This is a genomic window from Terriglobus sp. ADX1 (assembly GCF_036877645.1).
Taxonomy (GTDB): domain Bacteria; phylum Acidobacteriota; class Terriglobia; order Terriglobales; family Acidobacteriaceae; genus Terriglobus.
This window is the reverse complement of the sequence record NZ_JAEDXV010000013.1, coordinates 76,986-102,031: the sequence shown is the minus strand read 5'-3', so window position 1 is coordinate 102,031 and position 25,046 is coordinate 76,986. Positions and strand designations below refer to the sequence as shown.

20 protein-coding genes are annotated in these 25,046 nt (G+C 56.9%); 12 read left to right on the top strand and 8 right to left on the bottom strand.

The genetic code is table 11. The features are described from left to right. Positions 1 to 24: 24 nt before the first annotated feature. Both dxs and JAO32_RS10670 read right to left on the bottom strand, forming a co-directional pair. On the bottom strand, positions 25 to 1,914 hold the full coding sequence (gene dxs / locus JAO32_RS10675; protein ID WP_334240130.1) for a 1-deoxy-D-xylulose-5-phosphate synthase: 1,890 nt from the start codon (positions 1,912 to 1,914) through the stop codon (positions 25 to 27). Between the two features lie 82 nt (positions 1,915 to 1,996). Further along, complete coding sequence (locus JAO32_RS10670) at positions 1,997 to 3,415, bottom strand: dicarboxylate/amino acid:cation symporter (protein ID WP_334240127.1); 1,419 nt, start codon at positions 3,413 to 3,415, stop codon at positions 1,997 to 1,999. A gap of 58 nt (positions 3,416 to 3,473) precedes the next feature. Between JAO32_RS10670 and JAO32_RS10665 the strand changes: the two genes are divergently transcribed. Both JAO32_RS10665 and JAO32_RS10660 read left to right on the top strand, forming a co-directional pair. Further along, on the top strand, positions 3,474 to 4,007 hold the full coding sequence (locus tag JAO32_RS10665; RefSeq protein WP_334240125.1) for a YybH family protein: 534 nt from the start codon (positions 3,474 to 3,476) through the stop codon (positions 4,005 to 4,007). A 9-nt stretch (positions 4,008 to 4,016) separates the two neighbouring features. Continuing rightward, entirely contained in the window at positions 4,017 to 6,434 is a 2,418-nt protein-coding gene (locus tag JAO32_RS10660; RefSeq protein ID WP_334240123.1) for a PAS domain S-box protein, read from the top strand. 22 nt (positions 6,435 to 6,456) lie between these two features. Here JAO32_RS10660 and acs read toward each other — a convergent pair whose 3' ends face one another. Continuing rightward, the gene (gene acs / locus JAO32_RS10655) at positions 6,457 to 8,427 is read right to left on the bottom strand and encodes an acetate--CoA ligase (RefSeq protein WP_334240122.1); all 1,971 of its coding nucleotides are present in this window, start codon (positions 8,425 to 8,427) and stop codon (positions 6,457 to 6,459) included. 88 nt (positions 8,428 to 8,515) lie between these two features. Between acs and JAO32_RS10650 the strand changes: the two genes are divergently transcribed. Then, on the top strand, positions 8,516 to 8,713 hold the full coding sequence (locus JAO32_RS10650; protein ID WP_334240120.1) for a hypothetical protein: 198 nt from the start codon (positions 8,516 to 8,518) through the stop codon (positions 8,711 to 8,713). Here JAO32_RS10650 and JAO32_RS10645 read toward each other — a convergent pair whose 3' ends face one another. Together JAO32_RS10645 and galE are read right to left on the bottom strand one after the other, a co-directional pair. Then, positions 8,714 to 9,274 (bottom strand): DUF421 domain-containing protein, encoded by a 561-nt coding sequence (locus tag JAO32_RS10645; RefSeq protein ID WP_443082588.1) that lies wholly within the window; start codon positions 9,272 to 9,274, stop codon positions 8,714 to 8,716. It lies immediately after the preceding gene. A 23-nt stretch (positions 9,275 to 9,297) separates the two neighbouring features. Next, on the bottom strand, positions 9,298 to 10,275 hold the full coding sequence (gene galE / locus JAO32_RS10640) for a UDP-glucose 4-epimerase GalE (protein ID WP_334240116.1): 978 nt from the start codon (positions 10,273 to 10,275) through the stop codon (positions 9,298 to 9,300). A 495-nt stretch (positions 10,276 to 10,770) separates the two neighbouring features. Between galE and JAO32_RS10635 the strand changes: the two genes are divergently transcribed. From JAO32_RS10635 to JAO32_RS10625, 3 genes are all read left to right on the top strand, one after another. Then, positions 10,771 to 11,787: a TonB family protein gene (locus tag JAO32_RS10635; protein ID WP_334240114.1), complete on the top strand. Its 1,017-nt coding sequence runs from the start codon at positions 10,771 to 10,773 to the stop codon at positions 11,785 to 11,787. 109 nt (positions 11,788 to 11,896) lie between these two features. Next, entirely contained in the window at positions 11,897 to 13,849 is a 1,953-nt protein-coding gene (locus tag JAO32_RS10630; protein WP_334240112.1) for a hypothetical protein, read from the top strand. A gap of 153 nt (positions 13,850 to 14,002) precedes the next feature. Then, a complete protein-coding gene (locus JAO32_RS10625; protein WP_334240109.1) occupies positions 14,003 to 14,617 on the top strand; it encodes an outer membrane beta-barrel protein in 615 nt (204 codons plus the stop codon). Positions 14,618 to 14,691: 74 nt separating this feature from the next. Here JAO32_RS10625 and JAO32_RS10620 read toward each other — a convergent pair whose 3' ends face one another. Both JAO32_RS10620 and JAO32_RS10615 read right to left on the bottom strand, forming a co-directional pair. Next, entirely contained in the window at positions 14,692 to 15,294 is a 603-nt protein-coding gene (locus JAO32_RS10620) for an outer membrane protein (protein ID WP_334240107.1), read from the bottom strand. A gap of 152 nt (positions 15,295 to 15,446) precedes the next feature. Then, the gene (locus tag JAO32_RS10615; RefSeq protein WP_334240106.1) at positions 15,447 to 16,370 is read right to left on the bottom strand and encodes a LysR substrate-binding domain-containing protein; all 924 of its coding nucleotides are present in this window, start codon (positions 16,368 to 16,370) and stop codon (positions 15,447 to 15,449) included. 121 nt (positions 16,371 to 16,491) lie between these two features. On the opposite strand from JAO32_RS10615, the gene JAO32_RS10610 reads away from it, so the two are divergent. The 6 genes from JAO32_RS10610 (at position 16,492) to ilvB (ending at position 24,553) form a co-directional block, all read left to right on the top strand. Continuing rightward, positions 16,492 to 17,658, top strand: coding sequence for a 2-isopropylmalate synthase (locus JAO32_RS10610; RefSeq protein WP_334240104.1), 1,167 nt, complete (start codon positions 16,492 to 16,494; stop codon positions 17,656 to 17,658). An 87-nt stretch (positions 17,659 to 17,745) separates the two neighbouring features. Next, positions 17,746 to 18,846 (top strand): 3-isopropylmalate dehydrogenase, encoded by a 1,101-nt coding sequence (gene leuB / locus JAO32_RS10605; protein WP_334240102.1) that lies wholly within the window; start codon positions 17,746 to 17,748, stop codon positions 18,844 to 18,846. A 68-nt stretch (positions 18,847 to 18,914) separates the two neighbouring features. Continuing rightward, complete coding sequence (gene leuC / locus JAO32_RS10600) at positions 18,915 to 20,339, top strand: 3-isopropylmalate dehydratase large subunit (protein ID WP_334240100.1); 1,425 nt, start codon at positions 18,915 to 18,917, stop codon at positions 20,337 to 20,339. Beyond that, positions 20,339 to 20,971: a 3-isopropylmalate dehydratase small subunit gene (gene leuD, locus JAO32_RS10595; protein ID WP_334240098.1), complete on the top strand. Its 633-nt coding sequence runs from the start codon at positions 20,339 to 20,341 to the stop codon at positions 20,969 to 20,971. The genes leuC and leuD overlap by 1 nt, the downstream gene beginning before the upstream one ends. Before the next feature lie 18 nt (positions 20,972 to 20,989). Continuing rightward, positions 20,990 to 22,690 (top strand): dihydroxy-acid dehydratase, encoded by a 1,701-nt coding sequence (ilvD, locus tag JAO32_RS10590; RefSeq protein ID WP_334240096.1) that lies wholly within the window; start codon positions 20,990 to 20,992, stop codon positions 22,688 to 22,690. Positions 22,691 to 22,774: 84 nt separating this feature from the next. Further along, positions 22,775 to 24,553 carry a biosynthetic-type acetolactate synthase large subunit gene (ilvB, locus tag JAO32_RS10585; protein ID WP_334240094.1) on the top strand — a complete coding sequence of 593 codons (1,779 nt, stop codon included), beginning with the start codon at positions 22,775 to 22,777 and terminating at the stop codon, positions 24,551 to 24,553. A gap of 9 nt (positions 24,554 to 24,562) precedes the next feature. Here the strand turns inward: ilvB and JAO32_RS10580 are convergent, their stop codons facing one another. Further along, positions 24,563 to 25,015: a transposase gene (locus JAO32_RS10580; RefSeq protein WP_334240091.1), complete on the bottom strand. Its 453-nt coding sequence runs from the start codon at positions 25,013 to 25,015 to the stop codon at positions 24,563 to 24,565. Between the last annotated feature and the right edge of the window lie 31 nt (positions 25,016 to 25,046).

The following is a 25,046-nucleotide window of genomic DNA, read 5'->3' as shown; positions in this document are numbered from 1 at the left end:
TCAATGTGATTTTACGAGATGGAACTAATGTGCTGCGAGACGAGTTTGCAGTAGTGCCTGGACGTAGGGCTCTGCCTGCTCTAAGGCGGCTTTGGCGCTAATACCGTACTTCTCGCGCAAAGCATCGACCTTGCCGTGTTCAATGAACTGATCGGGCCAGCCGATACGAACCATGGGAGTGTTGATCTCTGCAGCGCTCAACGTCTCCAGTACAGCAGAACCATAGCCGCCGGAGAGCACGTGATCTTCAAACGTGACTACCAGACCACAGGAGCGGCCGTAGCGCTCAACGCATTCACGGTCGATGGGCTTCACAAAACGCGGATTGATGACGGCGACGCTGAGGCCGAGGCGACGTAGCTGTGCGGCCATATCCTTAGCCATGGGCAGCAGTGCGCCAAGGCCAAAGATAGCAACGTCAGCACCTTCTTCAATGACTTCTGCCTTGCCAATTTCGAGTGCCACCGGCTGCGCTTTTACAGCAGTTCCCGGTCCGGTGCCGCGCGGGTAGCGAACAGCAGATGGGCCGTTGTGCAGTAGCGCTGTCTGCATCATGTCAGCGAGTTCGTCTTCATCCTTAGGCACCATGTGCACAAGGTTTGGAATGCAACGCAGATAGCTGATGTCGAAGAGGCCATGATGCGTTGGACCATCGTCGCCGCTGAGACCGCCGCGATCCATGCAGAAGACGACCGGGAGTTCCTGCAAGGCGACGTCGTGCACGATGGGATCGAAGGCACGCTGCAGGAATGTGGAGTAGATGGCACAGAAAGGCTTGTATCCCTTGGTGGCCATACCTGCGGCGAAGATCACCGCGTGCTCCTCTGCGATGCCCACATCGAAGTAACGACCGGGATGATACGGGCGGAAGAGATCGAGCGCAGTGCCGTTGGGCATGGCCGCAGTGATCGCAACAACCTTCGGGTCATTGTTCGCAAGCTTAACCAGTGTTTCCGCGAAGATTTCCGAGTAGGTCTTCTGACCTGCGGCGCTTGTTTCGCCTGTTTCCGGATCGTACGGACCAAGGCCGTGGAACTTCTTCTGCTTGTCCATGGCGGGCTGGAAGCCGCGGCCCTTCTGCGTAAGCGCATGCAGCACCACAGGCTTGTTCTGCGCCTTGAGGAACTGGAAGGTGGCGACGAGCAGCGGAAGATCGTGGCCGTCAATGGGGCCGTAGTAGTCCAGGCCAAACTCTTCAAAGAGCATGGACGGACCGAGCAGACCCTTGACGCTCTCCTCTGCCTTGCGCTGCAGATGCTTCGCCGTCTTGCCACCGAAACGTTCAATCAATTCCGATGCGCGGTCGTGCAGATACGTGAAGCGCGGGTGCGTGACGATCTTGTGGAAGTAGCCTGCGATAGCGCCGACGTTCTTGTCGATGGACCACTCGTTATCGTTCAATACGATGATGAGGCGCTTGGTCTGCGCAGCCACATTGTTCAGCGCTTCATAGCTGATGCCGCAGGTGAACGCCGCATCGCCTGCGAGGGCGACGATGTGTTCACTGCCACCATTGAGATCGCGTGCGACGGCCATGCCCAGCGCGGCGCTGAGTGCGGTTCCTGCGTGACCTGCGCCGAAGCTGTCGTGATCGCTCTCTGTGCGGAGCATGAAACCATTCAAGCCGCCGGGCTGGCGGATGGTATCGAAGCGATCCTCGCGGCCGGTGAGCAGTTTGTGCACATACGCCTGGTGGCTAACGTCAAAGACAAACGAATCCTTTGGCGTGTCAAAGACGTAGTGCATGGCAATGGTGAGTTCCACCACGCCGAGGTTAGGGCCAATGTGGCCGCCGGTGCGCGCTACGCTTTGAATAAGACGCTCACGAATCTCCTGCGCCAGTTCCGTCAGTTGCGGAATGGTCAGTTTCTTTACGTCGGCCGGAGATTTGATCGTCGAGAGATGGTCGCTCATGTTTCCTTGCGGGTAGGACGCCGCCGCGCCGGATGGGGTTTCGGCAGCTGGCAGCGAATATTTCCGCCTTTACCGATTGTAATTATTCCTGCATCGCAGCGATAACGGCAGGTGCCGGGATTTCCTCAAAGAGGGCTCCCTCCCACCGGGCGACCACCGCCGAGGCAAGGCAATTTCCCACCACATTGATGGCGGTACGGCCCATATCCATGAGCGCGTCGATGCCCAGCAGGACGAGGATGGGCTCGCTGGGAAGGCGTAGAGTGCCTGCCGTGGCCAGCAAAACCACCAATACCGCACGCGGCACACCGGCTACGCCCTTGGAGGCGAGCATCAGCGTGCCCATCATGAAGATCTGCGTGCCGAAGCTGAGCGGAACGTTCGCCACCTGCGCTACGAACACCATCGCCATGGCGAGGTACAGCGTGGAACCGTCGAGATTGAACGAATAGCCCGCGGGGATGACGAAGGAGAGAATGCGGCGCGGAACGCCGAATGCCTCCATCTCTTCCATGGCGCGAGGGAGAGCGGCTTCGCTAGTTGCCGTGGCGAATGCTATGGCTGCGGGACCGGAGAGATGTTGCAGGAGGCGTCGCAGCGGCAGTTTGGCCAGCAGTGCCACCGGCAAAAGTACGAAGAGGATGAAGAATAGCGCCGCGCCGTAAAACACCAGCAGCAGTTTTCCGAGATGAACCAGTACGCCCGGCCCCATCTTTGCAATGGTGTACGCCATGGCCGACATGACACCGAGTGGCGCGGTGTACATGACGATATTGGTGAAACGAAACATGGTTTCGCTGAGGCCTTCGGTGAGGCGAAGGACTGGTTCCGCCTTGTCGCGCGGCGTCATGGCCAGCGCCATGCCGAAGATGGCTGCGAAGACCGCCACCTGTAGCACCTGTCCCTCTGCGATGGACTTGGCGAGATTCTCCGGGAAGACGTGTTCCAGAAACTCCTGCCAGTGCATGGGTGCGGCAGAAGGAACGGATCCTGCAAGTTCGGCGGGCAACGCGAGGCCTACCCCGGCCTTCGAAATGTTTGCTGCGGCAAGACCCACCACAAGCGCGATGGTGGTGAGCACTTCAAAGTAGAGCAGGCTCTTCCATCCCATGCGGCCCACGCTTTTCAGGTCGCCGTGACCGGCGATGCCGCTAATGAGCGTGGCAAGAATTAGCGGCGCAACGATGGTCTTTACCAGCCGAAGGAAGATGTTGGAAAGAAAGTGCGATCCGATGGCGATGGAAGGAGCGTCAAGCCCCAGTTCCACTCCGGCGACCATGCCCACAACGATCCAGGGTGTGAGTCGCGGACGGATAAAAGCAGCCCATCCGGCCAGCAATAAAACGCCGCCGACGCGTAGCACCAGACCAACGGTATGCGCCGTGCCATTCGCCGCTACGAGTGCAAAGCCCACGGTAAGAGCCAATGCGGCAAGCACCCACAGTGCAATTTCTGTGCGGATGGAGCGCATGGAGGTATTCAGGCTGTTATCGGAGGGCATCCCCCACACTCTACCTGTTTCTGGCGGCTGCGGGTAAAGTGAAACATTGAGGATTCCCATGCTGAAGACGATTTCCGCATTTGCATTGCTCCTTCTACTGCCTTTAACGGCAGCGGCACAGCTTGATCCTCTGTCAAAGAAGGCGCAGACGAACAATCCTGTGACCCAGCCGACGCTGTCGCCGGGAACTGTTGAATTGCTGGTGCTGGATTCGAAATTCAGCGATGAGACCGTGAAAGGCGGCGGCAAAGTGTTCTCAAGCTGGTTTGCGGACGATGCCCTGACGCTGAATAACGGCAAACAACCGACGTATGGCAAAGCGAATATCTCCGCATCAGCAAACTGGAACCCAAGCGACTACGAATTGAAGTGGCAACCACTGGGCGCGCAGATGGGACCAAGTGGCGATATGGGATTTACGTGGGGTCACTATGACGGTCGCGGCAAGGATAAGAACGGCGCGGAGGTTATACTCTCTGGCCGATACATTACCGTCTGGAAGAAGGTCAACGGCCAATGGAAAGTAGCGTTGGATGCCAGCGCGAATGAGCCCGCTGATGCGGGAGAATGCTGCAGACTGCCCAAGCCGTAGCACCTTTTCATGAAGACGACTCGACTTCAACGCGACCCTATTCCCCGCCCCACCGTTCTACCGGAGGATCGGCGGCTGCAGTCACTGGAACGGCTGGAGATCAACAGCCTGCCTGAACCTGCGCTGGACGAGATCACCCAGCTTGTCGCGCAGATCTGCGATACAACTGCCGCTGCCATTTCGTTTGTTGAGCGCGATCGCGTTTGGTTCAAGTCGCGTGTGGGTTTGCCTTCACGCACCATGCCTCGGCCGGAAGCACCGTGCGATGAAACGGTGCTGGGCGATGACATTTTTCAGATTCCCGATGCCGCAAACGACGGGCATTATCCGAACGGCTATATCCCTGTGGGCAGTGGAGCGTATCGCTTCTATGCGGGTGCTCCGCTGCGGACTGCGGATGGCCAGGTCGTTGGAACACTCTGCGTATTTGATGAAGAGCCGCGCCGGCTGAACGAGATGGAAGCTGCCACGCTCCGTGTGATGGCTCGTCAGGTGATGACGCGTCTGGAATTGAACCTGACGACGCGCATGGCGGATCGTGATGCGCGTTCGCGCCAACGTGTGGAGTCGGCGTTGACGGTGGAACGCAACTTCGTATCTGCTGTGCTGGACACGGTGGGCGCGCTGGTTGTGGTGCTGGATACTGCCGGACGCATTGTGCGTTTCAATCGCATCTGCGAAACGATCTCTGGTTTCTCTCTTAGCGAAGTTGTTGGGCGTGCGGAGTGGGACACGCTGGTTCCACCGGAAGATCGCGAAACCAACATTGCGACATACCAGCAGTTGCGCGATGGGCATTTCCCTTTTGCGTATGAGAATCGCTGGCTTACGCGCGATGGTTCCATTCGCCGTATTCAATGGACCGCGACGGCGCTGCCAGATGCGCAGGGTGAAGTGGCGTTTCTCATTGCGACGGGCATCGACGTTACGCTACAGCGCGAAGCGGAACTGACGTTGCGTGAGAGCGAGGCGCGCTACCGTACGTTGATTGAAGGTTCACTGGGTGCAGTATTCACGCATGCGCTGGACGGCACGCTGATTTCCATTAACACCTATGGCGCGGAGCACCTGGGCTATGCGATTGAGGAGATGACGAATCGTCCTTTGACTGCCTTCATGCCTATACAACAGCAGAAGGAATTTGAAGACTACCTGCAAATTCTGGCTGAAACGGGTGAGGCACAAGGAACCTTTGAGTTCAGTCATCGTGACGGAGAAGTACGGGTGCTGGCTTATCGAAACCGCCTGATTGAAGCCACCACTCGTGAGCACTACGCGCTGTGTTTCGCCGTAGACATTACAGAGAAGGTGCATGCCGAGGAACGGCTTTCTGCGCTTACGCGGCAATCCAATTCCATCCTGGATTCTGTCGGCGACGGCATCTTCGGCACGGATCTGAATGGCATTACGACTGTGTGCAACCCTGCTGCGGCGCAGATGCTGGGATATCGCACAGATGAGATTGAGAGCAAAATCCTGGGGAAGAGCCTGCACGCGCTCACGCATCACACGCATGCGGATGGATCGCCATACGCAGAAAACGATTGCCCCATCCTCAACTCTATCCATGATTCGAAGACGGTACGTGTGAGTACGGATGTCTTCTGGCGCAAGGACGGCACCAGTTTTCCGGTGGAGTATGTTGCGTGCCCCATGATCGACAATAGCGGTTCCACAGGCATTGTGGTGGCGTTCACGGACACGACGGAACGGCGTGCACTGGATCGCATGAAGGACGAGTTCGTCTCTACTGTGTCGCATGAACTGCGTACGCCGTTGACGAGTATGCGTGCATCGCTGGGCCTGATTGCTTCTGGCGCGCTGAAGTCACGCCCCGAAAAAGCGGAGCAGATGCTGGGCATTGCGATTGGGAACACGGACCGATTAGTTAACCTGGTGAACGATATTCTGGAGCTGGAACGGATTGGTTCCGGCAAAGCTCAACTGCACTCCAGCAATGTCGACATGTATGTATTGATGCATCGCGCGACCGATTTGCTGGGTGGTACTGCTGCGAAAAACAACATCCACTTCACCTACGGGGAACCGGGTGTGCATGTGTGGGCAGACAGTGATCGCATTCTGCAGACGCTGACGAACCTGATCTCGAATGCCATCAAGTTTTCGCCCAACGGCGGCGAGATCCACATGGAAGCGCATTACAGCGCTCCGGGCGAAGCCACGATTGAAGTGCGCGACCACGGTCGCGGCATTCCCAGCGACAAGCTGGAATTGATCTTCGGACGTTTTCAGCAGGTGGATGCTTCAGATGCGCGCGTGATGGGCGGCACAGGGTTGGGACTGGCTATCTGCCGCAGCATCGTTTCACAACATGGCGGACATATCTGGGCTGAGAGCGAGCTGGGCCATGGCGCCCGGTTCCTGTTCACACTACCTACGGAACCGAGCAGCCATCTGCACAAGTAAATTGGAGCGGCGTGAGGAGTGATTACTCCTCGTCCTTCTCCTTCAGTTTGGCAACCACGCTGAAGTCTTCGAGCGTAGTGGTGTCACCCTTTACGTCGCCTGTTGCAGCCAGTTCGCGCAGCAGACGGCGCATGATCTTGCCGGAACGCGTCTTGGGAAGCGCCTGCGTGAAGCGAATCTCATCAGGACGCGCGAGCGCACCAATTTCTTTCGCAACAAACTTCTTCAGTTCGTCCTCAAGAACCTTGTCCACTTCAATGCCGTCGCAGACAGAAACGAAAGCAACAATGCCTTCGCCCTTCAGATCATCGGGACGGCCAACAACCGCGGCTTCGGTCACCTTGGTATGTGCCACCAAGGCCGATTCGATTTCCATGGTGCCCAGACGATGTCCGCTGACGTTCAACACGTCATCCACGCGGCCCATCAGCCAGAAGTAACCATCTTCATCGCGACGTGCGCCGTCGCCGGTGAAGTAGCTGCCGGGAATTTCGCTCCAGTAGGCAGCCTGATAGCGTTCCGGATTGCCGTAGATGGTGCGCGCCATGGCAGGCCATGGCTTGCGGATCACCAGCAATCCACCGTGTCCCAGAGGAACAGGCTCACCTTCCTTGGTGACAATCTCCGGCAGTACACCGAAGAATGGAAGTGTGGCAGAACCGGGCTTCGTGGCGACTGCGCCGGGGATGGGCGCAATCATGATGGAGCCCGTTTCCGTCTGCCACCACGTATCCACAATGGGGCAACGTTCGTGGCCGATTTCGCGGTGATACCACATCCAGGCTTCCGGATTGATGGGCTCACCCACCGTACCCAGCAGACGCAGCGTGGAGAGTGAGTGTTTGCGCACATGCTCTGTGCCCCACTTCATGAATGCACGGATGGCTGTGGGCGCAGTGTAGAAGATGGAAACCTTGTGCCGATCGACGATATCCCAGAAGCGATCGACTTCAGGCCAGTTCGGCGCGCCCTCATAGAGAAGAGCCGTAGCGCCGTTCAACAGCGGACCATACACGACGTAGCTGTGGCCAGTGATCCAACCCACGTCTGCTGTGCACCAGTACACGTCCTGCTCCTGCAGGTCGAAGATGTACTTCGATGTGAGGAGCGTTCCCAGGCCGTATCCCGCCGTGGTGTGAACTAATCCCTTGGGCTTGCCGGTGGTGCCGCTGGTGTACAGGATGAAGAGCGGATCTTCCGAATCCATGGGCTCTGCGGGGCATTCGCTGCTGACCTTGGCCAGCTCTTCGTGCAGCCAGTGGTCGCGGCCTTCCTTCATGGGAACCTCGCGTCCGCTACGGCGATAGACCAGCACATGCTCCACGCCGGGTGTGCGTGCCACAGCTTCATCTGCGATGGACTTCAGAGGAACTTCCTGTCCACGACGGAAGCCTGCGTCCTGCGTGATAAGCACGCGGCATTCCGAGTCGGCCATGCGGTCCGCGAGCGCGTGAGCTGCGAAGCCGCCGAAGACGACATTATGCACTGCGCCAAGTCGCGCGCAGGCCAGCACAGCCAAAACAATCTCTGGCGAGACGCCCATGTAGATGGCGACACGGTCGCCCTTCTTCACACCAAGGTTCTTCAACACATTGGCGAAGCGCTGCACTTCAATATGTAGTTCTGCATAGGTAAGCGAACGAACTTCACCCGGCTCGCCTTCCCAGATCAGTGCTGTCTTGGAAGCGCGAGCGCCCTGCGCATGACGATCCACTGCGTTGTAGCAAAGGTTCAGCGTGCCGCCAGTGAACCACTTGGCATGAGGAGCATCCCACTCCAACACGGTATGGAAGGGCTTGAACCAGTCGAGCAGCTGTGCCTGTTCCGCCCAGAAGCCATCACTGTCTTCAATGGAGCGACGATAGAGCGCGTCGTACTGCTCACGGGAACGGATGCTGGCCTGCGATGCGAACTCGGCGGGGGGTGGGAAAATGCGGTCTTCGCGAAGGGACGACTCGAAGGAAGAGGAAGCGATGGTTGTTTCAACAGCCATGCGCGACATTCTACGTTGCCAACAACACGACTGGCCATGCCGAAACTACGAATCGCCACCAATATGCTGTACTTGGTAGGCTTTCTTCATGTATGGATTTGCCATCTCCACGCTAATCGGCGTTGCCCTTGGATTTATGTTTGGCGTGGGATGCGCGCTGGCAGTGATGTATTCCATATACATGGGCGGCTACCGAGAGGCGCTACGCGACATGGCTTTAGCGATCAAGCCCAAGCGCTGGCATGAAGAACTGGCAAAAGTGAAAAAGATGGAAGCGAAGAAGTAATCACGCCTGCTTCAGCGTCTTTACTTCTTCCATCAATGCATCCAGTTTTCGCAAAATTTCCTGGTGTCGCGCGCTGGGAAAACTTTCTTCGCGCGTCTCCACGTAAAACGTGCCACCGGGCTCCAACGTACATTCCTTCACATCGGCGAATCCTCGTACGCTCTGCTTATGCAGAACTTCCACCAGTTCCTCGTGGGTGAGAATTTCATCGCGCATGGCATCTTCATCCACCTTGCCATTGCGAATGAGTGTCCTGCTGCTTCCCTGCAGAGCTTTATTAAGCTTCGGCATCGCGAAGAGAAGACGGTTCAGAGACCAGTTGGCGGCAAGCAATGCCATCGCTCCAATCAGGCCACCCAGCAGCGAATTGTCTTCACCAATGATGGCGTTCTGCACCGTGTTTGACAGCGACAGCAGAACAACCAGATCAAATGGGTTCAACTGCGCCAGTTCGCGTTTGCCAAAAACGCGGAGCAGAAGTATCAGCGTGATGTACACGATGATGGGACGGAGAATCTTCTCCAGGATGGGCAGGGGCACGTGCAACATGTCATGCAGCATGCCGCCAGCCTACATCCTTGCGGCTACTTCGAAACAGCGCGAAGCTTCTGGTGCCAATCCCATGCTGTGGCGAGAATCGCGTCGAGCTGATCGAACTTGGGAGCCCATCCCAGTTCGCGCTGAATCTTCGACGAACTGGCGACGAGCACCGCAGGATCGCCCGGGCGACGCGCTTCCACAATGACGGGGATCTCGCGACCTGTAACGCGGCGTGCGCTCTCAATCACCTCGCGCACGGTAAAGCCCTGACCATTGCCGATGTTATAGATGGCGCTCTGCTGGTTAGCGAGCGAATCCATCGCCAGAATATGTGCCTCTGCAAGATCGGCCACGTGGACGTAGTCGCGGACGCAGGTGCCGTCCTTCGTGGGATAGTCCTCACCGTAGATGCGGATGTTGTCGCGCAGGCCGAGGGCGGTATCGAGAATCAGCGGGATCAGGTGGCTCTCTGGCTCGTGTGCTTCGCCGTAACCGGGAATCGCTCCCGCCACATTGAAGTAACGAAGAGCAGCGTAACGAAGGCCCATACGCTCAGAGAACCAACGCATCATGTATTCGCTGAGGAGCTTGCTTTCTCCATAGGCGTTGGTGGGATTCAGGTCGTCCGTCTCTTCGATGGGAGCGCGCTTGGGTTCGCCATAACAGGCTGCAGTGGACGAGAACACAAGGCGCTGCGTGCCGGTCTGCTGCATGCATTCCAGCAGGGTGAGCGTACCCGCGGTGTTGTTACGGAAGTAGAGATCGGGACGCTTCATGCTTTCGCCCGCTTCGATGAGAGCGGCAAAATGCAGTACGCCATCAAACTGACCTTCGCGGAGGGTGCGGGTCAGTAAATTTGCATCTGCGATGTCGCCTTCCACAAAAGTTGCAGCCGGAGGGAGCGCTTCCTTCTTACTGTGGCAAAGATTGTCATAAACCGTCACACGATGGCCGCGTTCCAGCAGCAGGCGGCTCACTGTGCCGCCAATGTATCCGGCACCGCCGGTAACCAAATAATTCATGGATTTATCGTCACTCGCCGATGGGAATACAACGTTACCAACGATTCTTGCATAGGTATGTGTACGTTTTTGGTATTTTCACCGTCTCATCCCCTGTTGGAGTTATGGAGGGAGTTCTGGACATTGATTTTGCGTGAAAGTGAATCGGATTTTGATCGTATTCGGGTCCGGGTCGCTTATGATTTTGATAAGTTCCGGCGCTGCCCTGCCTTACACTCAATTCATCCTCCCGGATGCACCAAGTGGAAGCGCCATTCGTAGAACGAACGCGACCGTAAGAACGGCGCACACAAGAAACCTGCTCCAAACAGGTCCAAGGCGGACCCAAGACTCCGGTCATCGCCTATTGAAACTGAACTTTTGAGGATTGCACTACGTATGGCAAACAAAGTGCCTGATCACGAGCGGAATCGTGTGCCCGGGGTCCAGACTGCATCTCCGGCAGACGCACCATTCCTTTCGCAAAGGGATTTAGCCTTTAAAACTTTTGGCGTGATGGAAGATTCAGGGAAGCGCAAGAATCGCTTCCTCGCGGCATTTTTCATCAACACCACTCTAGCTGCGCTCCTCATCTGGATCAGCGTTCTAACGGCGAAACGTGTCGTGGAACAACATGTTGAGAAAACCATCACCTTCAACAACGTGAAGCCACCGGAACCACCGAAGCCGGTTCCGCCGCCGAAGCTTCCAAAGCCGCCTATCGTGAAGGTGGAACCGCCGAAGATTCAGCCGAACGTTCCGAAGATTGAGGTTCCGGAGCCGCCAAAGGTTCAGCCGCAGCCCGTTCTGAAGGCTCAGCCCATCATTACGCCTGCGCCGCCGAAGGCCGTGACGCCTCCTCCTGCGCCGAAGCCTGTGGCGATCAGCATTGCGCAAGCTGCCTCCGTGCCGAACCACGACGCGCATCCGTCTGCAGTGCGCCTGGGCAACATGACCAATCCGATCAACAACACCAGCGGCCCTGCCGTGTCGCCCGTGAACCTGGGACATAGCGGTGCGCCGGGCATGCCAGCAGGCAACACCGGCTTTGGTCCGCCGTCGAAGATTGCCATTGCTGGTTCGGGATCGCCGAATGGCCAGATGGGTGGCCACGATAGGGGCGCACAGCCCATCAAGGGCATCAGCACCGGCGTCCCTGGAGGCACTGGTCCCCTCACGGCAAAGCCTGTAGGCGCCATTGCAATCGCCAAGGGCCCCACGCCTCCGGCAATTTCTCAGACTCAGGTGAGCACCGGTCCGGCCAAGAGTGCGCCGAAGGTGATTTATAAGCCGAAGCCGGAGTACACAGAAGAAGCGCGGAGCCTGCGTTTAGAAGGCACCGTTTACATCAAAATTCACGTCTCAGCATCCGGAGCTGTTTCCGTACTGGGAGTTCAGAGCGGTCTTGGCCATGGCCTGGATCAAGCTGCGGTGAGAGCCGTACAGGGCATGCGTTTCCAACCCGCAATGGCCAATGGTCAACCGACCGATTGGGATGGCGTGGTCAACATTAACTTCCAGCTCGCCGGTTAAACAGACAGAATCTCCCACCATCCGGTAAGAGATTCTGATCCAATTTCCGGTTAGATTTTGTACGCTGAAACAGTTCCCTACCCGGGACTTCATAGGAGCCGTCCAAACCATGAGGAACCTTCGCAGGTCTTGCATCGCGGGTGTTGCCGCTACGCTTCTTACCGCATCGGCGATGCCGGCACTGGCTGCTTTTCCGATCCTGAGCAAGAAGAAAAAAGATGATCTACCCGCACGCAAGCTAAGCCCGGCACAGTCCGCTCTCCTGGACAAGGCCATTGCTCGCGAGCAGGAAGTCATTAAAGTCATTCAGGAACGCGCGCCGCTCGTTGAGACTTACATCCAGAACATGAAGCCCGATCCGGCGCTTCTGCAGGTCCCCGTCTCCGATCAGCACTTCCTGGGTCGCGTGGAGTTCAAGAAGGTTCTCAACGGAGAAACCTACGAAACCACGGATAACCACAAGGCAAAGGGCAAGATGGGATTCTTCAAGAATTCCTTCTCCTACATCACCACCCTCAACAAACAGTTCCATCTGCAGTTTAATGAGGTGGGCTTTGTCCAGATGATCCTGGTGGATGCCCACGGATTCGACAAGACGAACTACAACTTCGGCTTCGTGCGCAATGATTTTCTCGGCTCGGTCCCCACGATGGTGTTCGACGTGGAACCCGCCAAGGGCAACACCCGTGGCCGCTTCTTTGGCCGCATCTGGGTAGAGCGCCGGAATGGCAATATCATCCGCTTCAACGGTTCCTTTGCCGGTAGCGAACGAGACTTCCGCGAGTACTACCACTTCGATTCCTGGCGCACCAATGTGCAGGAGAATCTGTGGCTGCCGACGTCGTTCTACGTAGAAGAGAGCGATTCGAAGAGCACGGAAAACACCGTGAAGTTCAAAGCAGTGAACCACGTTTGGGGATACGCTCTGAAGGTTCCCACAAGCGATGCCGAGAACGTGGATGTGGAAGTGCAGGGCGCAACCGACGTCTCGAACGATGCGCAGGATGTTTCGCCACTCGGCGCACAGCGTGCGTGGGTTCAGCAGGCAGAAGATAACGTTGTGAACCGCCTTTTCCAGGCTGGATTGCTGGATGCTCCTTCCGACTTCGACAAGATTCTGGAACAGGTTGCAGGAAATATTCTTGCCTACAACAACATTCAGGTGGCACGCCCCATCCGTGTGCGTACCCTGCTGACCGAACCGCTGGAATCACTAGCTATTGGCAACACGATTGTGCTGTCGAAAGGCCTGATCGATACCACAGCTGTACCGGGCAATAACAACGAGCAGGTGAACAACCTGTACGCGATTATTGCGTTCCAGGTAGCGCACATCCTCCAGGGACATCGTCTGGACACGAAGTATGCGTTCAACGATCGTCTGCTCTTCCCGGATACCTCAACGTTCCAGAAGATCCCGATGCACCACACGGATAAGGACAACGAAGAGGCAGCGAAGAAGACGCTGGAATTGCTGCAGCCAAAGGAACTGAACGAGGCAGCAAGCCAGTTCGGTCTGTATCTGGCACAGCTGCAGGTTCGTTCAAAGGCTCTTACTGCGTTGAACGACCCGATGGTCGGCGATTCGCTGGTCAAGGATGTAAAGACAAATACTTTCTGGCTCCAACCGCTGATCGGCAAAGGTCCGAAGCTTGACCCGAACGACCTGAAGCAGAATGCGGCCATGCCACTGTCGTCCTTCCTGCGCTTTGACCCGTGGACCGATCAGGTGGTGCAGATGCATGCATCCTACGAACCCCTGTTGTCCTCGCGCGATAAGATGCCGTTCGAAGTTACGCCGATCTACCTGAAGCTGAGCTACTACAAGCCTTCAGCGGATGCTGCGGGAGCAGGTGCAGCGGCGGCAGCCGCAGCAGGCGCTACTGCAACCACTGACGCAAACGGCAACGCCGTGAGCGCTCCGGCAGCAGGCACCGGCACAACAGCAGCACCGGCACAGGCTCAACCTTCTGCAGGAGCACCTCCAGCAGATACAACTTTGACGCCCGCCCCAGCGGCTGGCACAACGGGAACGGCGAACCCGCCGGCTCCCCGACAATAGTGGGTCGAGCCGGACGAGTGGATACCCTACTCGTCCGGCTCAGACGCGTTCCCCAAGATCGTCAAACCCAAGGCCTTCAGGTCAAACCTGTTTGCCCCTCTCTGTAAGCTCCCATGATGTGTACAAGGGCCGAGTTAAAAAAGCCCAATAAAAATGAGCTACAGCACAAAGGAGTCCCTCTTGCCGCTACGAATGCAGAAAGCTAAGTTTGCCGCGGTGCTTGCCACCGTATTCCTGTGCTCACAATTCTTTACGGCACGCGCGAATGGCCAGGCATCCACCGCCACCGCTTATCGCAACGCCGATCTTCAGGTGGGCGGATATTTCACCTTCGTCCGGCCAGACTATGGCCAAAATCTCATCGGCTATGGTGCTTACGCTACGTATGATTTTTTGCCTCATTGGGGCGCGGAATTTAACTTTCGCCAAGCAGACAGCAGAAATGGCAACTCTCTGTATGAACGTACCTACGAGCTGGGCGGACGGTACATCATCACTCGCAAGCGGGGGTTCGTTCCCTACGCGCGAGCCTCTTATGGCCGAGGCGTAATCAATTTTCCTAAGGGCGGCATCCTCTATGGTGATAACCTCGCTTACAATCTGATGGCCTTTGGCGGTGGTGTGGATTATCACCTCACGCGCGCTATAAACCTCCGCGGAGATTATGAGTACCAGCATTGGTTTAGCTTTCCTGGCGTTCCGGGCATGACCAACAGTTCCTTATCCCCGCAGGCGGTCAGCGTTGGTGTGGCATATCACTTCCACTAGTCACTGCTGAAACAATTCAGCAACAAGAAAGCCCCGGATTGCTCCGGGGCTTTCTTATTGAATTGATGAGACGTTTAGAAGTGGTATGCAACACCGAGCGTCGGCATGGAGATCACTTCGTAGCGGCCCGTGTTGTACGCGTCTGACGGCAGCTTGAAGCTGGGCGTCTTTACAACTGCACCGCGATAGCCGATGCGGATGTCGTAGCTGGGGCTGATTTCATAAGCAACACCGGCACCGAAGAAGCCGCCGAGGCTTAACTGCCGCTTGGCATCCAGCGACTGCGTGTCGTAATCGCGAATGGGCGAGAAGACGTACGCGCCAATACCGACTTCCGCGAACGGATTGTAGTTACGGTAGTTGCGGCTATACACGTAGCCAAAGGAAACTTCCTGCTGGCGCGTGTGAATCTGGTAGGTATTGAAGCTCGTATTCCGCAGCTGCGTCATGTACTGCGAGAAGCTGTAGTTGGCTTCCAGAGCGCTACGCGGTGTGAGCATAAACCGGTAGCTTGCCAGCGCGCCCAATGCCATATCTGCATTGACCTGAATACCGCGTCCGTTGACCTGGGGAGGAATATTCCCCAAAGCGCTGATGCTTACATCCTGCCGGCTCTCCTGAGCATGAGCCGCTAACGCGCCAGCGAGCAGGGCGCACATCCACATCGTCTTCTTCATTCGTATGACCAACCTCAACGTCGTTCGGTGTGGCGCCGTTCGGGCGCGCGCAGAGGACGTACAGCTTCTGATTGTACCTGTTAGGACTGCGGCACTGCCATTCGGTGAGCAGCGAATCTTGCAGAAATGAAACTTTCCTTCCGCTCGGAGGCCTAATCGCTCCGTTCTGGAAGAAAACAGTAAGACCCACCAGTGGCCTCCGAGTACTCTCGGACACCACGTAGAAACTCGATCGCGGCATGAGACAGGTTCGCCTCACGTCGATGCACCAGTCTCAGTTTACGTTCCATCTGCAGTTCTTTGACTCGAACGCGTGTCAGGGCACCGGACTGCAGCTCTCGCTCTACCGTCAGCGCAGGGACCAGTGCCACACCGTTCCCCAGCTCCACGAACCGGCGGACCGCCTCCAGGCTGGGCAATTCCACATCAATGAGAAGATTCGTACGATGTCGGCGGAAGGCCTCAAACACCTTGTCGCGTTGGGGTGACGGCACATTGTGCGCGACAAAGTGCTGCCCACCCAGATCTCGAATCGAGACCTCTTCCGTTTTCGCCATCGTGTGCCTCGGATTGACCACAAAGGCGAGCTCATCCCGATAGACCACGATCGATTTCAGGGCGCGATCCTCTGGCTTAAAGCTGAGTACTCCAATCTCAACCGAATGCAGAAGCACCTCATCCGGAATACGGCTGGCCAGACTACGCTGCACGCTGACCTTGACCCGTGGATGTACCCGCCGAAAACGATCGAGCACGGGCAGCAGATAAAGACAGGTGTATTCGTTGGCGGCAAGGTTCAGGCTGCCGCGATGCAGGCTGCGCAATTCCCCCAGGGCATGCCTTGCTTCCACACGGAGATTCAGCAGCTTCTGCGCGTATTCACGAAGGACTTCCCCTGCATCCGTAAGCGAGGCGTCACGCGCAGCCCTGTCAAAAAGCGCCTCGCCAAGCTCACCTTCCAGCTTTGAAATAGCCTGACTGACAGCAGGTTGCGTACGATGCAAACGGACGGCAGCGCGAGAAAAACTGCGCTCTTCCGCCACAGCGAGAAAGGTTTCCAGGGCAAACAGGTCCACGGCGCATCTCCGAAGAAGCCGACACTCAATCCGGCCGCTCTCTCCACTATAAGCACTTCTGATGACGCTATCACTGCATATAAGGATTCCTTATCGCTATACTGTGTCTCAGAGGAAAATCATGAGCACTGCTTCGGATCGCGTGTATTTCTTCGACACAACGCTGCGTGACGGTGAACAATCACCGGGCTGCACCATGCACCATGCGGAGAAGCTCCGCTTTGCACACCAGCTTGCATCGCTTGGCGTGGACATTATTGAAGCCGGCTTCCCCATCGCGTCTGACGGCGACTTTGAGTCTGTCCGCGCGATTGCAAGCGAAGTGAAAGGTCCGCGCATTGCCGCGCTGGCCCGCTGCAAGACCATTGACATTGAACGCGCCGGAAAAGCCGTTGAGGCGGCCGCGTCCAATCGCATTCACACCTTCATCGCATCCAGTGATCTGCACCTGGAAGCGAAGCTGCGCATCACGCGTCAACAGGCACTGGATCAGGCAGCCGAATGCGTTCGTCTGGCGAAGACCTATACCGACGACGTAGAGTTTTCCGCGGAAGATGCCACACGTTCTGATCCGGATTTTCTGATCCAGATCGTGCAGGCAGCAATCGACGCAGGCGCAACGACCATCAACCTGCCGGATACCGTGGGCTATTCCACGCCTGCGGAATACCGCGCCATGTTTGAAATGGTTCGCAGCCGTATCCCCAATGCAGACAAAATCATCTTCTCCACACACTGCCATGACGACCTTGGCCTTGCCGTAATCAACACGGTGGCTGGCCTGCAGGGCGGCGCACGTCAGGTAGAAGTGGCAATGCATGGCATTGGTGAGCGCGCAGGCAATGCCTCGCTGGAAGAGGTCGCAGCCATCCTGAAGATTCGTAACGACGTGTTTCCATACACCAATCATCTGGTGCTGGATCAGATTGGACCGACAAGCCGCATGCTGGACGAGATCATTTCGTTCACACCTTCGCCGAACAAGGCGATTGTGGGCAAGAATGCGTTTGCGCACGCCAGCGGCATTCATCAGCACGGCGTGCTGGCCAATCCGCTGACATACGAGATCATGTCGGCCGCGCACTTTGGTGTGAACTCCAACACGATTGTGCTGGGCAAGCACAGCGGACGCCGTGCGCTGGAACATCGCCTTAAGGAACTGGGATTCAACCTGAACAAGGAAGAACTGGATCAGGTGTACACGCGCTTTACTGCTCTGGCTGATCGCAAGAAAGATATCTACGATCAGGACATTGCAGCGCTTGTGCCGCAGGCAGCTACTGTTTAATTCCTTCTCCTAGCCACTTCATCACGCGCAGGTACCATGCGTTCCGGTGCGATTCGCAACCATTTTGCAAGGAAAGTTTCGACCACGATGAATCTGAAGATTGCACTCCTCGCCGGTGACGGCATCGGCCCGGAAGTTACCAACGAAGCAGTGAACGTGCTGAACACCGTTGCAGCCGCTGGTGGACACACTTTTACCTACAAGTCGCTGCTGATCGGCGGCGCGGCGATTGATGCGCACGGAACACCACTGCCGGAAGAGACGCTGAAGGAAACGCTGGCCAGCGATGCTGCGCTCCTCGGCGCTGTAGGTGACAACAAGTTCAATTCCCTTCCGCCCAGTGAGCGTCCGGAAGCAGGTCTGCTAAAGATTCGCGCAGAGCTTGGCGGCTTTGCGAACCTGCGTCCTGCAACGGCGTACAAGGCACTTGCCGACAACTCCCCGCTACGCCCTGAAATCACCGCAGGCGTGGATATTCTCTTTGTCCGTGAGCTTCTTGGCGGACTTTACTTTGGCCAGCCGCGCGCATGGGACAAGACCACGGACCGCGCGCACAACACGATGGTCTATACGCGTCATGAAGTGGAACGTGTTGCCAAGATCGCATTCGATATCGCTGCAAAGCGCGATAAGAAAAAGGTCACCAGCGTTGACAAGGCAAACGTGCTGGAGTGCTCGCAGTTGTGGCGTGCCGTTGTGACGGAAGTTGCGAAGGATTATCCCACTGTGACGCTGGAGCATCAGTTGGTGGATTCCATGGCGATCCACTTGATGAACCGTCCGCGTGACTTCGATGTGGTGCTTACGGAGAATCTATTCGGCGACATCCTCTCTGACGAGAGTGGCGTCATCACCGGATCGCTGGGCATGCTGCCCTCTGCAACGCTTGGCGGCAAGGTGAATCTGTACGAACCCGTACATGGCTCCGCACCGGATATTGCAGGCCAGGGCAAGGCAAATCCGATTGGCGCGATCCTTACCGCTGCGCTGGTTCTGCGTCATTCCGCTGGTCTGGATGCTGAAGCAAAGATTATTGAAGACGCTGTCGTGAAGGTACTGGAAGCGGGCTATCGCACCACCGATATTGCACGCGGCGACATTGCCGGACAGCAAACTGTCAGCACGTCGAAGATGGGCCAACTGATTCTGGATCAGGTTACGGCTGAACTTGGAGCTGCAGCTTCCTAAACCCGGCTTCTTCGAAGCCGCACACAACATTCAGCAACACCGGGCTTTTGCCCCAGAGGTAAGCCACAATGTCCGCACCAAAGACACTGTTTGAAAAAGTTTGGCAGCAGCATCTGGTTGCAGAACCGGAAGGCGAACCTGCCATCCTGTACATCGATCTGCAGCTTGTACATGAAGTAACTTCGCCACAGGCTTTTGATGGTCTGCGCATGACAGGCCGCAAGCTGCGCCGTCCAGATCGCCACATTGCAACCGTGGATCACAACGTTCCCACCACCAGTGCGGCCGATCGCCTTGTCATTGCCGACCAGATCAGCGCTGCGCAGGTAAATGCGCTGCGCAAGAACTGCAAGGAATTCGGCATTGAGTTCTTCGATGTGCAGGATGCCTCGCAGGGCATTGTGCACATGATTGGGCCGGAGCTTGGAGCAACCAAGCCGGGCATGACGATTGTGTGTGGCGATTCGCATACGTCCACGCACGGAGCTTTCGGCGCGCTGGCGTTTGGCATTGGCACCAGCGAAGTAGAGCATGTGATGGCTACTCAGACGCTGTCGCAGCCCAAGCCGAAGACCTTCCGCATCACCGTGGATGGCGAGCTTCCCTTTGGCGTCACGGCGAAGGACATCATCCTGGACATCATTGGCCGCATTGGCACCGATGGTGCAACCGGCTATGCGATTGAGTATGCAGGTTCCGCTATCCGTGCGCTCAGCATGGAAGGCCGCATGACGGTGTGCAACATGAGCATTGAAGCTGGCGCTCGCGCTGGCATGATTGCGCCGGATGAAACGACCTTTGCGTATCTGAAGGGTCGCCGTTTCTCGCCGGAAGGCAAGGCCTGGGAAGAAGCTGTGGCGCACTGGAAGACGCTGCCCACGGATGAAGGCGCTGTCTTTGATCGCGAATTGTTTATCGATGCCGCGACACTCGCTCCTGCAGTCACTTGGGGGACATCGCCCGGGATGCACGCCACCATTGATGGCAAAGTGCCAACGCTGGATGATGCACCGACAGAGGCTGATCGCAAGAGCTTCGCCAAGGCCTACGAATACATGGATCTGAAGCCCGGTACGCCGATGGAAGAGATCAAGATTGACACCGTCTTTCTTGGCTCTTGCACGAACGGCCGCATTGAGGATCTACGCGCCGCTGCGGAAGTTATTAAGGGACACCACATTGCCACGAAGGTTCGTGCGATGGTCGTTCCCGGTTCACAACATGTGAAGAAGCAGGCCGAAGAAGAAGGTCTGGATGTGATCTTCAAAAATGCAGGCTTTGAGTGGCGCGAACCCGGTTGCTCCATGTGCCTGGGAATGAATCCGGACATTCTGCAACCCGGTGAGCGTTGCGCCTCCACATCGAACCGCAACTTTGAAGGTCGTCAGGGACGCGGCGGACGCACGCATCTTGTTTCGCCGGAGATGGCCGCTGTTGCCGCAATTACCGGGCACTTCACCGACATTCGTAAGTGGAAGAAGGAGGCGCGCTAATGGAGCCAATCAACGTACTCACCAGCAAAGCGATGCCGTTGCCGCTGCCCAACATCGACACGGATCAAATTATTCCGAAGCAATTCCTGAAACGCATTGAGCGCACTGGCTATGGCGACTTTCTGTTCTACGACTGGCGCTACAACCTTGACGTTCCGGATGATGTTTCGCCGAACAAAGAGTTCGTGCTGAACAAGCCGGAGTATCAGGGCGCTGAGATTCTGATTGCGGAGAAGAACTTTGGCTGCGGATCGTCGCGTGAACACGCTGCGTGGGCGATCTTTCAGTACGGCTTCCGCGCAGTGATTGCCCCCACATTCGCAGACATCTTCTTTTCCAATGCAGGTAAGAACGGCATCATCCTTGTGCGCCTCAGCGAAGAGGACGTCACCGCGCTGATGACGCATTGCACCGAAGATCCGAATAACAAGGTCACGGTGAATCTGGAAGCGCAGACCGTCACCGACGAGCATGGCTTCTCTGCACACTTTGAGATTGATCCCTTCCGCAAGTACTGCCTGCTGAATGGGCTTGATGACATCGGTCTGACGCTGCGTCATGTGGATGCGTTGAACGATTTTGAAGCGAAACACGATAACGAATTCTGGTCCGCGCCTAAAACGGCTGCATAACTACAGAAAGAGAACGAAGTGAGCAACGAACTCGATCCCGGCAAACGTAATTCCATCGTCCTTACTGAAGGCCCCAATCGCGCGGCTGCGCGCAGCTACTTCCGGTCCGTTGGTTTTTCCAAGGACGATCTACATAAGCCCATCATCGGCATTGCAAACACATGGACCGAAGTGGGTCCCTGCAACTTCCACCTGCGCCAGGTGGCAGAGGCCGTAAAGCAAGGCATTCGCGAAGCAGGCGGCACACCGATGGAATTCAATACCATCACCGTGCACGACGGCATCACCATGGGTACTGAAGGCATGAAGGCTTCGCTGGTGTCGCGCGAAGTCATCGCCGACTCCATTGAACTGGTAGCACGCGCTAACAGCTTTGACGGCTTGGTTTGCATTGCGGGCTGCGACAAAAACATGCCCGCTGCCATCATGGCGCTTGGCCGTCTCGACATCCCTGGCCTCATGCTATACGGCGGCAGCATTGCACCCGGCAAGCTGCCGCAGCCAGATGGCACGGTGAAGGAAATCACCATCCTTAGCGTGTTTGAAGCTATCGGCTCGCACGCTGCTGGCACCATCAACGATGATCAGCTTGAAGCCGTAGAAGCTGCTGCATGCCCCGGCCCCGGCGCTTGCGGTGGTCAGTTCACGGCAAACACCATGGCCATGGCTGGTGAGTTCCTTGGCATCTCACCGATTCAGATCACGGGTGTTCCTGCCATGTCGCCAGAGAAAGCTGCGGCATCGCGCGAAGCTGGTCGTCTGGTGATGGATCTGGCACGTAAGAATCTAAAGCCGTCGCAGATTGTGACGCGCAAGGCAATCGAAGATGCCTATGCTGCGGTCTGCGCCAGCGGTGGAAGCACCAATGCAGTGCTGCATCTTTTGGCTATTGCACACGAGTACAAGATCCCTTTCACCATTGATGACTTCAATGCCATCAACGAGCGCACACCGCACATCTGCGATCTGTCGCCCGGCGGTAAGTATGCGGCGAAGGACTATCAGGATGCAGGTGGCTCGCGCGTATTGGCACAGCGTTTGCTGGATGCCGGTTTGATTGACGGCAACAACATCACCGTAACCGGCAAGTCGATCCGCGAAGAAGCGAAGGCTGCCCACGAGACACCGGGTCAGCCTGTGATCTATCCCATCGACAAGCCTCTCAAGGAAACTGGCGGTCTCGTGATCTTGAAGGGCAATCTTGCACCGGAAGGTTGCGTGATCAAGGTTGCAGGTCACAACCGCCTATTCCACCAGGGCCCGGCGCGCGTTTTCGATCGCGAGGATGATTGCTTCGCAGCAGTGGAGCGGGGCGAGATTAAGCCGAATGACGTCTGCGTGATTCGCTACGAAGGTCCGAAGGGTGGGCCGGGTATGCGTGAAATGCTCGCCGTGACTGCGGCCATCAAGGGCATTCCAGAACTGAGCGAAACAGTTGCACTTTTGACCGACGGGCGTTTCTCCGGCGCAACGCGTGGACTCATGGCAGGTCACGTTGCTCCCGAAGCTTACGACGCTGGTCCCATTGCCTTCGTGCAGGAGGGCGATCTAATCACCTTCGACATTAATAATCGTCAGCTTCGCGTGGAGATCAGTGACGAGGAACTGGCAAAGCGTAAGGCGAACTTCGCGAAGCCTGAACCACGTTACAAGCGCGGTGTCTTCTCGAAATATGCCAACACGGTAAGCTCCGCCAGCCTTGGCGCAGTGACCAATTAGCTTTCCTAACGAAGTACTTATGAACCATGGGTGTGCCTGTGAATGCAGGCACACCACAGCAAGGAACCAGCAGGAGCCGCACGCATGAGCGACACAGCGAACACTGCCCATCACGCCCCCACTCTCACCGGATCAGAAATCCTGTGGGCCACACTTGCGGGTGAGGGCGTCACCACGGTCTTTGGCTATCCCGGCGGAGCCATTCTTCCCATCTATGACGCGCTGCGCAAGTTTCCCACCATTCACCATGTATTGGTGCGGCATGAGCAGTCCGCATCGCACATGGCCGATGGGTACGCACGTGCCAGTGGCAAAGTAGGCGTATGCATGGCCACCAGTGGCCCCGGTGCAACGAACCTTGTTACGGGTCTTGCCACTGCCATGCTCGACAGCATTCCCATGGTTGCCATCACGGGCCAGGTTGCTTCCAAGGTGCTGGGCAGCGATGCGTTTCAGGAAGTAGACATCACTGGCATCACACTGCCGATTACGAAGCACAACTTCGTCGTCACCAAGGCAGAGGATATTGCCGCAGTTGTTCGTGAAGCCTTCCAGATTGCGCGCAGTGGGCGCCCTGGCCCCGTATTGGTGGACATTACGAAGGATGCGCAGCAGGCTGCGTGCACGTTCGATTTCGAGAGGTCGAAGCCGCGCGCTTATCGTCCGCACCCCATGTTGAAGGCCGACTCGGAAGAGATGCAGCAGGCGATTGAGCTGATGCGTGCATCTTCCCGCCCTGTGATTCTTGCAGGTCACGGCATCATTCATTCCGAAGCGGAGGCTGAAGTGCTGGCCTTTGCAGAGCGCCACAAAATTCCTGTCGCAACCACTCTGCTTGGCCTTGGTGCCTTCCCTGCCTCACATCCGCTGGCGCTGGGCATGATGGGTATGCACGGTGAATCGTGGGTGAACAATGCAATTCAGAACGCGGATCTTCTGCTCGCATTCGGTATGCGCTTTGACGATCGCGTGACCGGCAACCTGGCTCACTACGCACCCAACGCGAAGAAGATTCACATTGAGATTGATCCCAGTGAGATCAACAAAAATGTGCGGGTCGATGTCGCCCTCATCGGCGACTTGAAGCAGGTGTTGCAGACGATGGCTCCGCTGATCGACGCAACCGGTGCGCCAGCAACGCAGGATGCCACGAAGCAATGGCGTGAAGAGATTCGTGCGATGAAGGGCGACGCCAGTGTGCGTGACATCATCAACCTGCCCGACAACGGCCATCTATATGCCGCGCATGTCATCAATGACATCTGGCAGGAGGCGAAGGCGGCAGGACGCCTGAGCAACACCATCATTGCAACCGACGTAGGCCAGCACCAGATGTGGGAAGCGCAATACTTCAAGCATGAAGACTCGCGCTCACTCGTCACCAGCGGGGGCCTTGGCACCATGGGGTTCGCTTTGCCTGCGGCCATTGGCGCGAAGATCGCATGCCCTGAGAAGGATGTGTGGATGATTGCCGGTGACGGCGGCTTCCAAATGACCGCTGCCGAGCTTTCCACCATTCAGCAGGAAGGTCTGCACATCAACATCGCCGTCATCAACAACGGCTTCCTGGGCATGGTGCGTCAGTGGCAGGAGGCGTTCTATGACAAGAACTATTCCTGCTCGCCGATTCTGTCTCCAGACTTTGTGAAGCTTGCCGATGCGCATGGTATTCCTGGCGCGCACGTCACCGAGCGCAAGGATGTTGTGCCGACCGTTACGAAGGCACGCACCGGTACTTCGTCATACCTGATCAACTTCGCTGTTGAGAAGGAAGATGGCGTGTATCCCATGATTGCGCCCGGATCCGCTTTGCATGAAATGGTGCGCCGTCCGAACCCGTTGATTGAAACCAGCGAGGACTAAGCGTTGCATTCACTTCCACACAAAACGCTCGTCGAAGCCGACATCGTACTTCGCGAACATCGCCAGCAATTCCTGCTGGAAGGTTCGCGTGCGATGGATGTCTTCCTGCGTTTGCACGTAGTGGATGAGTGCATCACGGTCTGCAAGGCCTACCGAGAAGACCATGTAACTCTGCTGCCACTTGAAGAAGGCGTTCGGTTCACCGCTCTGACGAACGACGGGAACCGTGACCTTCTTCAGATGATCGACGAGTTTGTGCACGGTCATCTTGCGCGAAAGGAACAGTGCGACGTGAATATGGTCGACTGTTCCTCCTACCGCAAGGCAGATGTTCTCAGAATGACTGAGCCTGTCGCGAATGGCCGCATGCACAGCGGCGCGAAGCGCATCGTCCTTCAGCACCGGCTTCTGCCGCTGTGTGCTGAAGATCACGTGCAGCAACACATGATCAATGATCTGCATGGTGGCACGAGTATAGCTGCGGAGAGGGTGG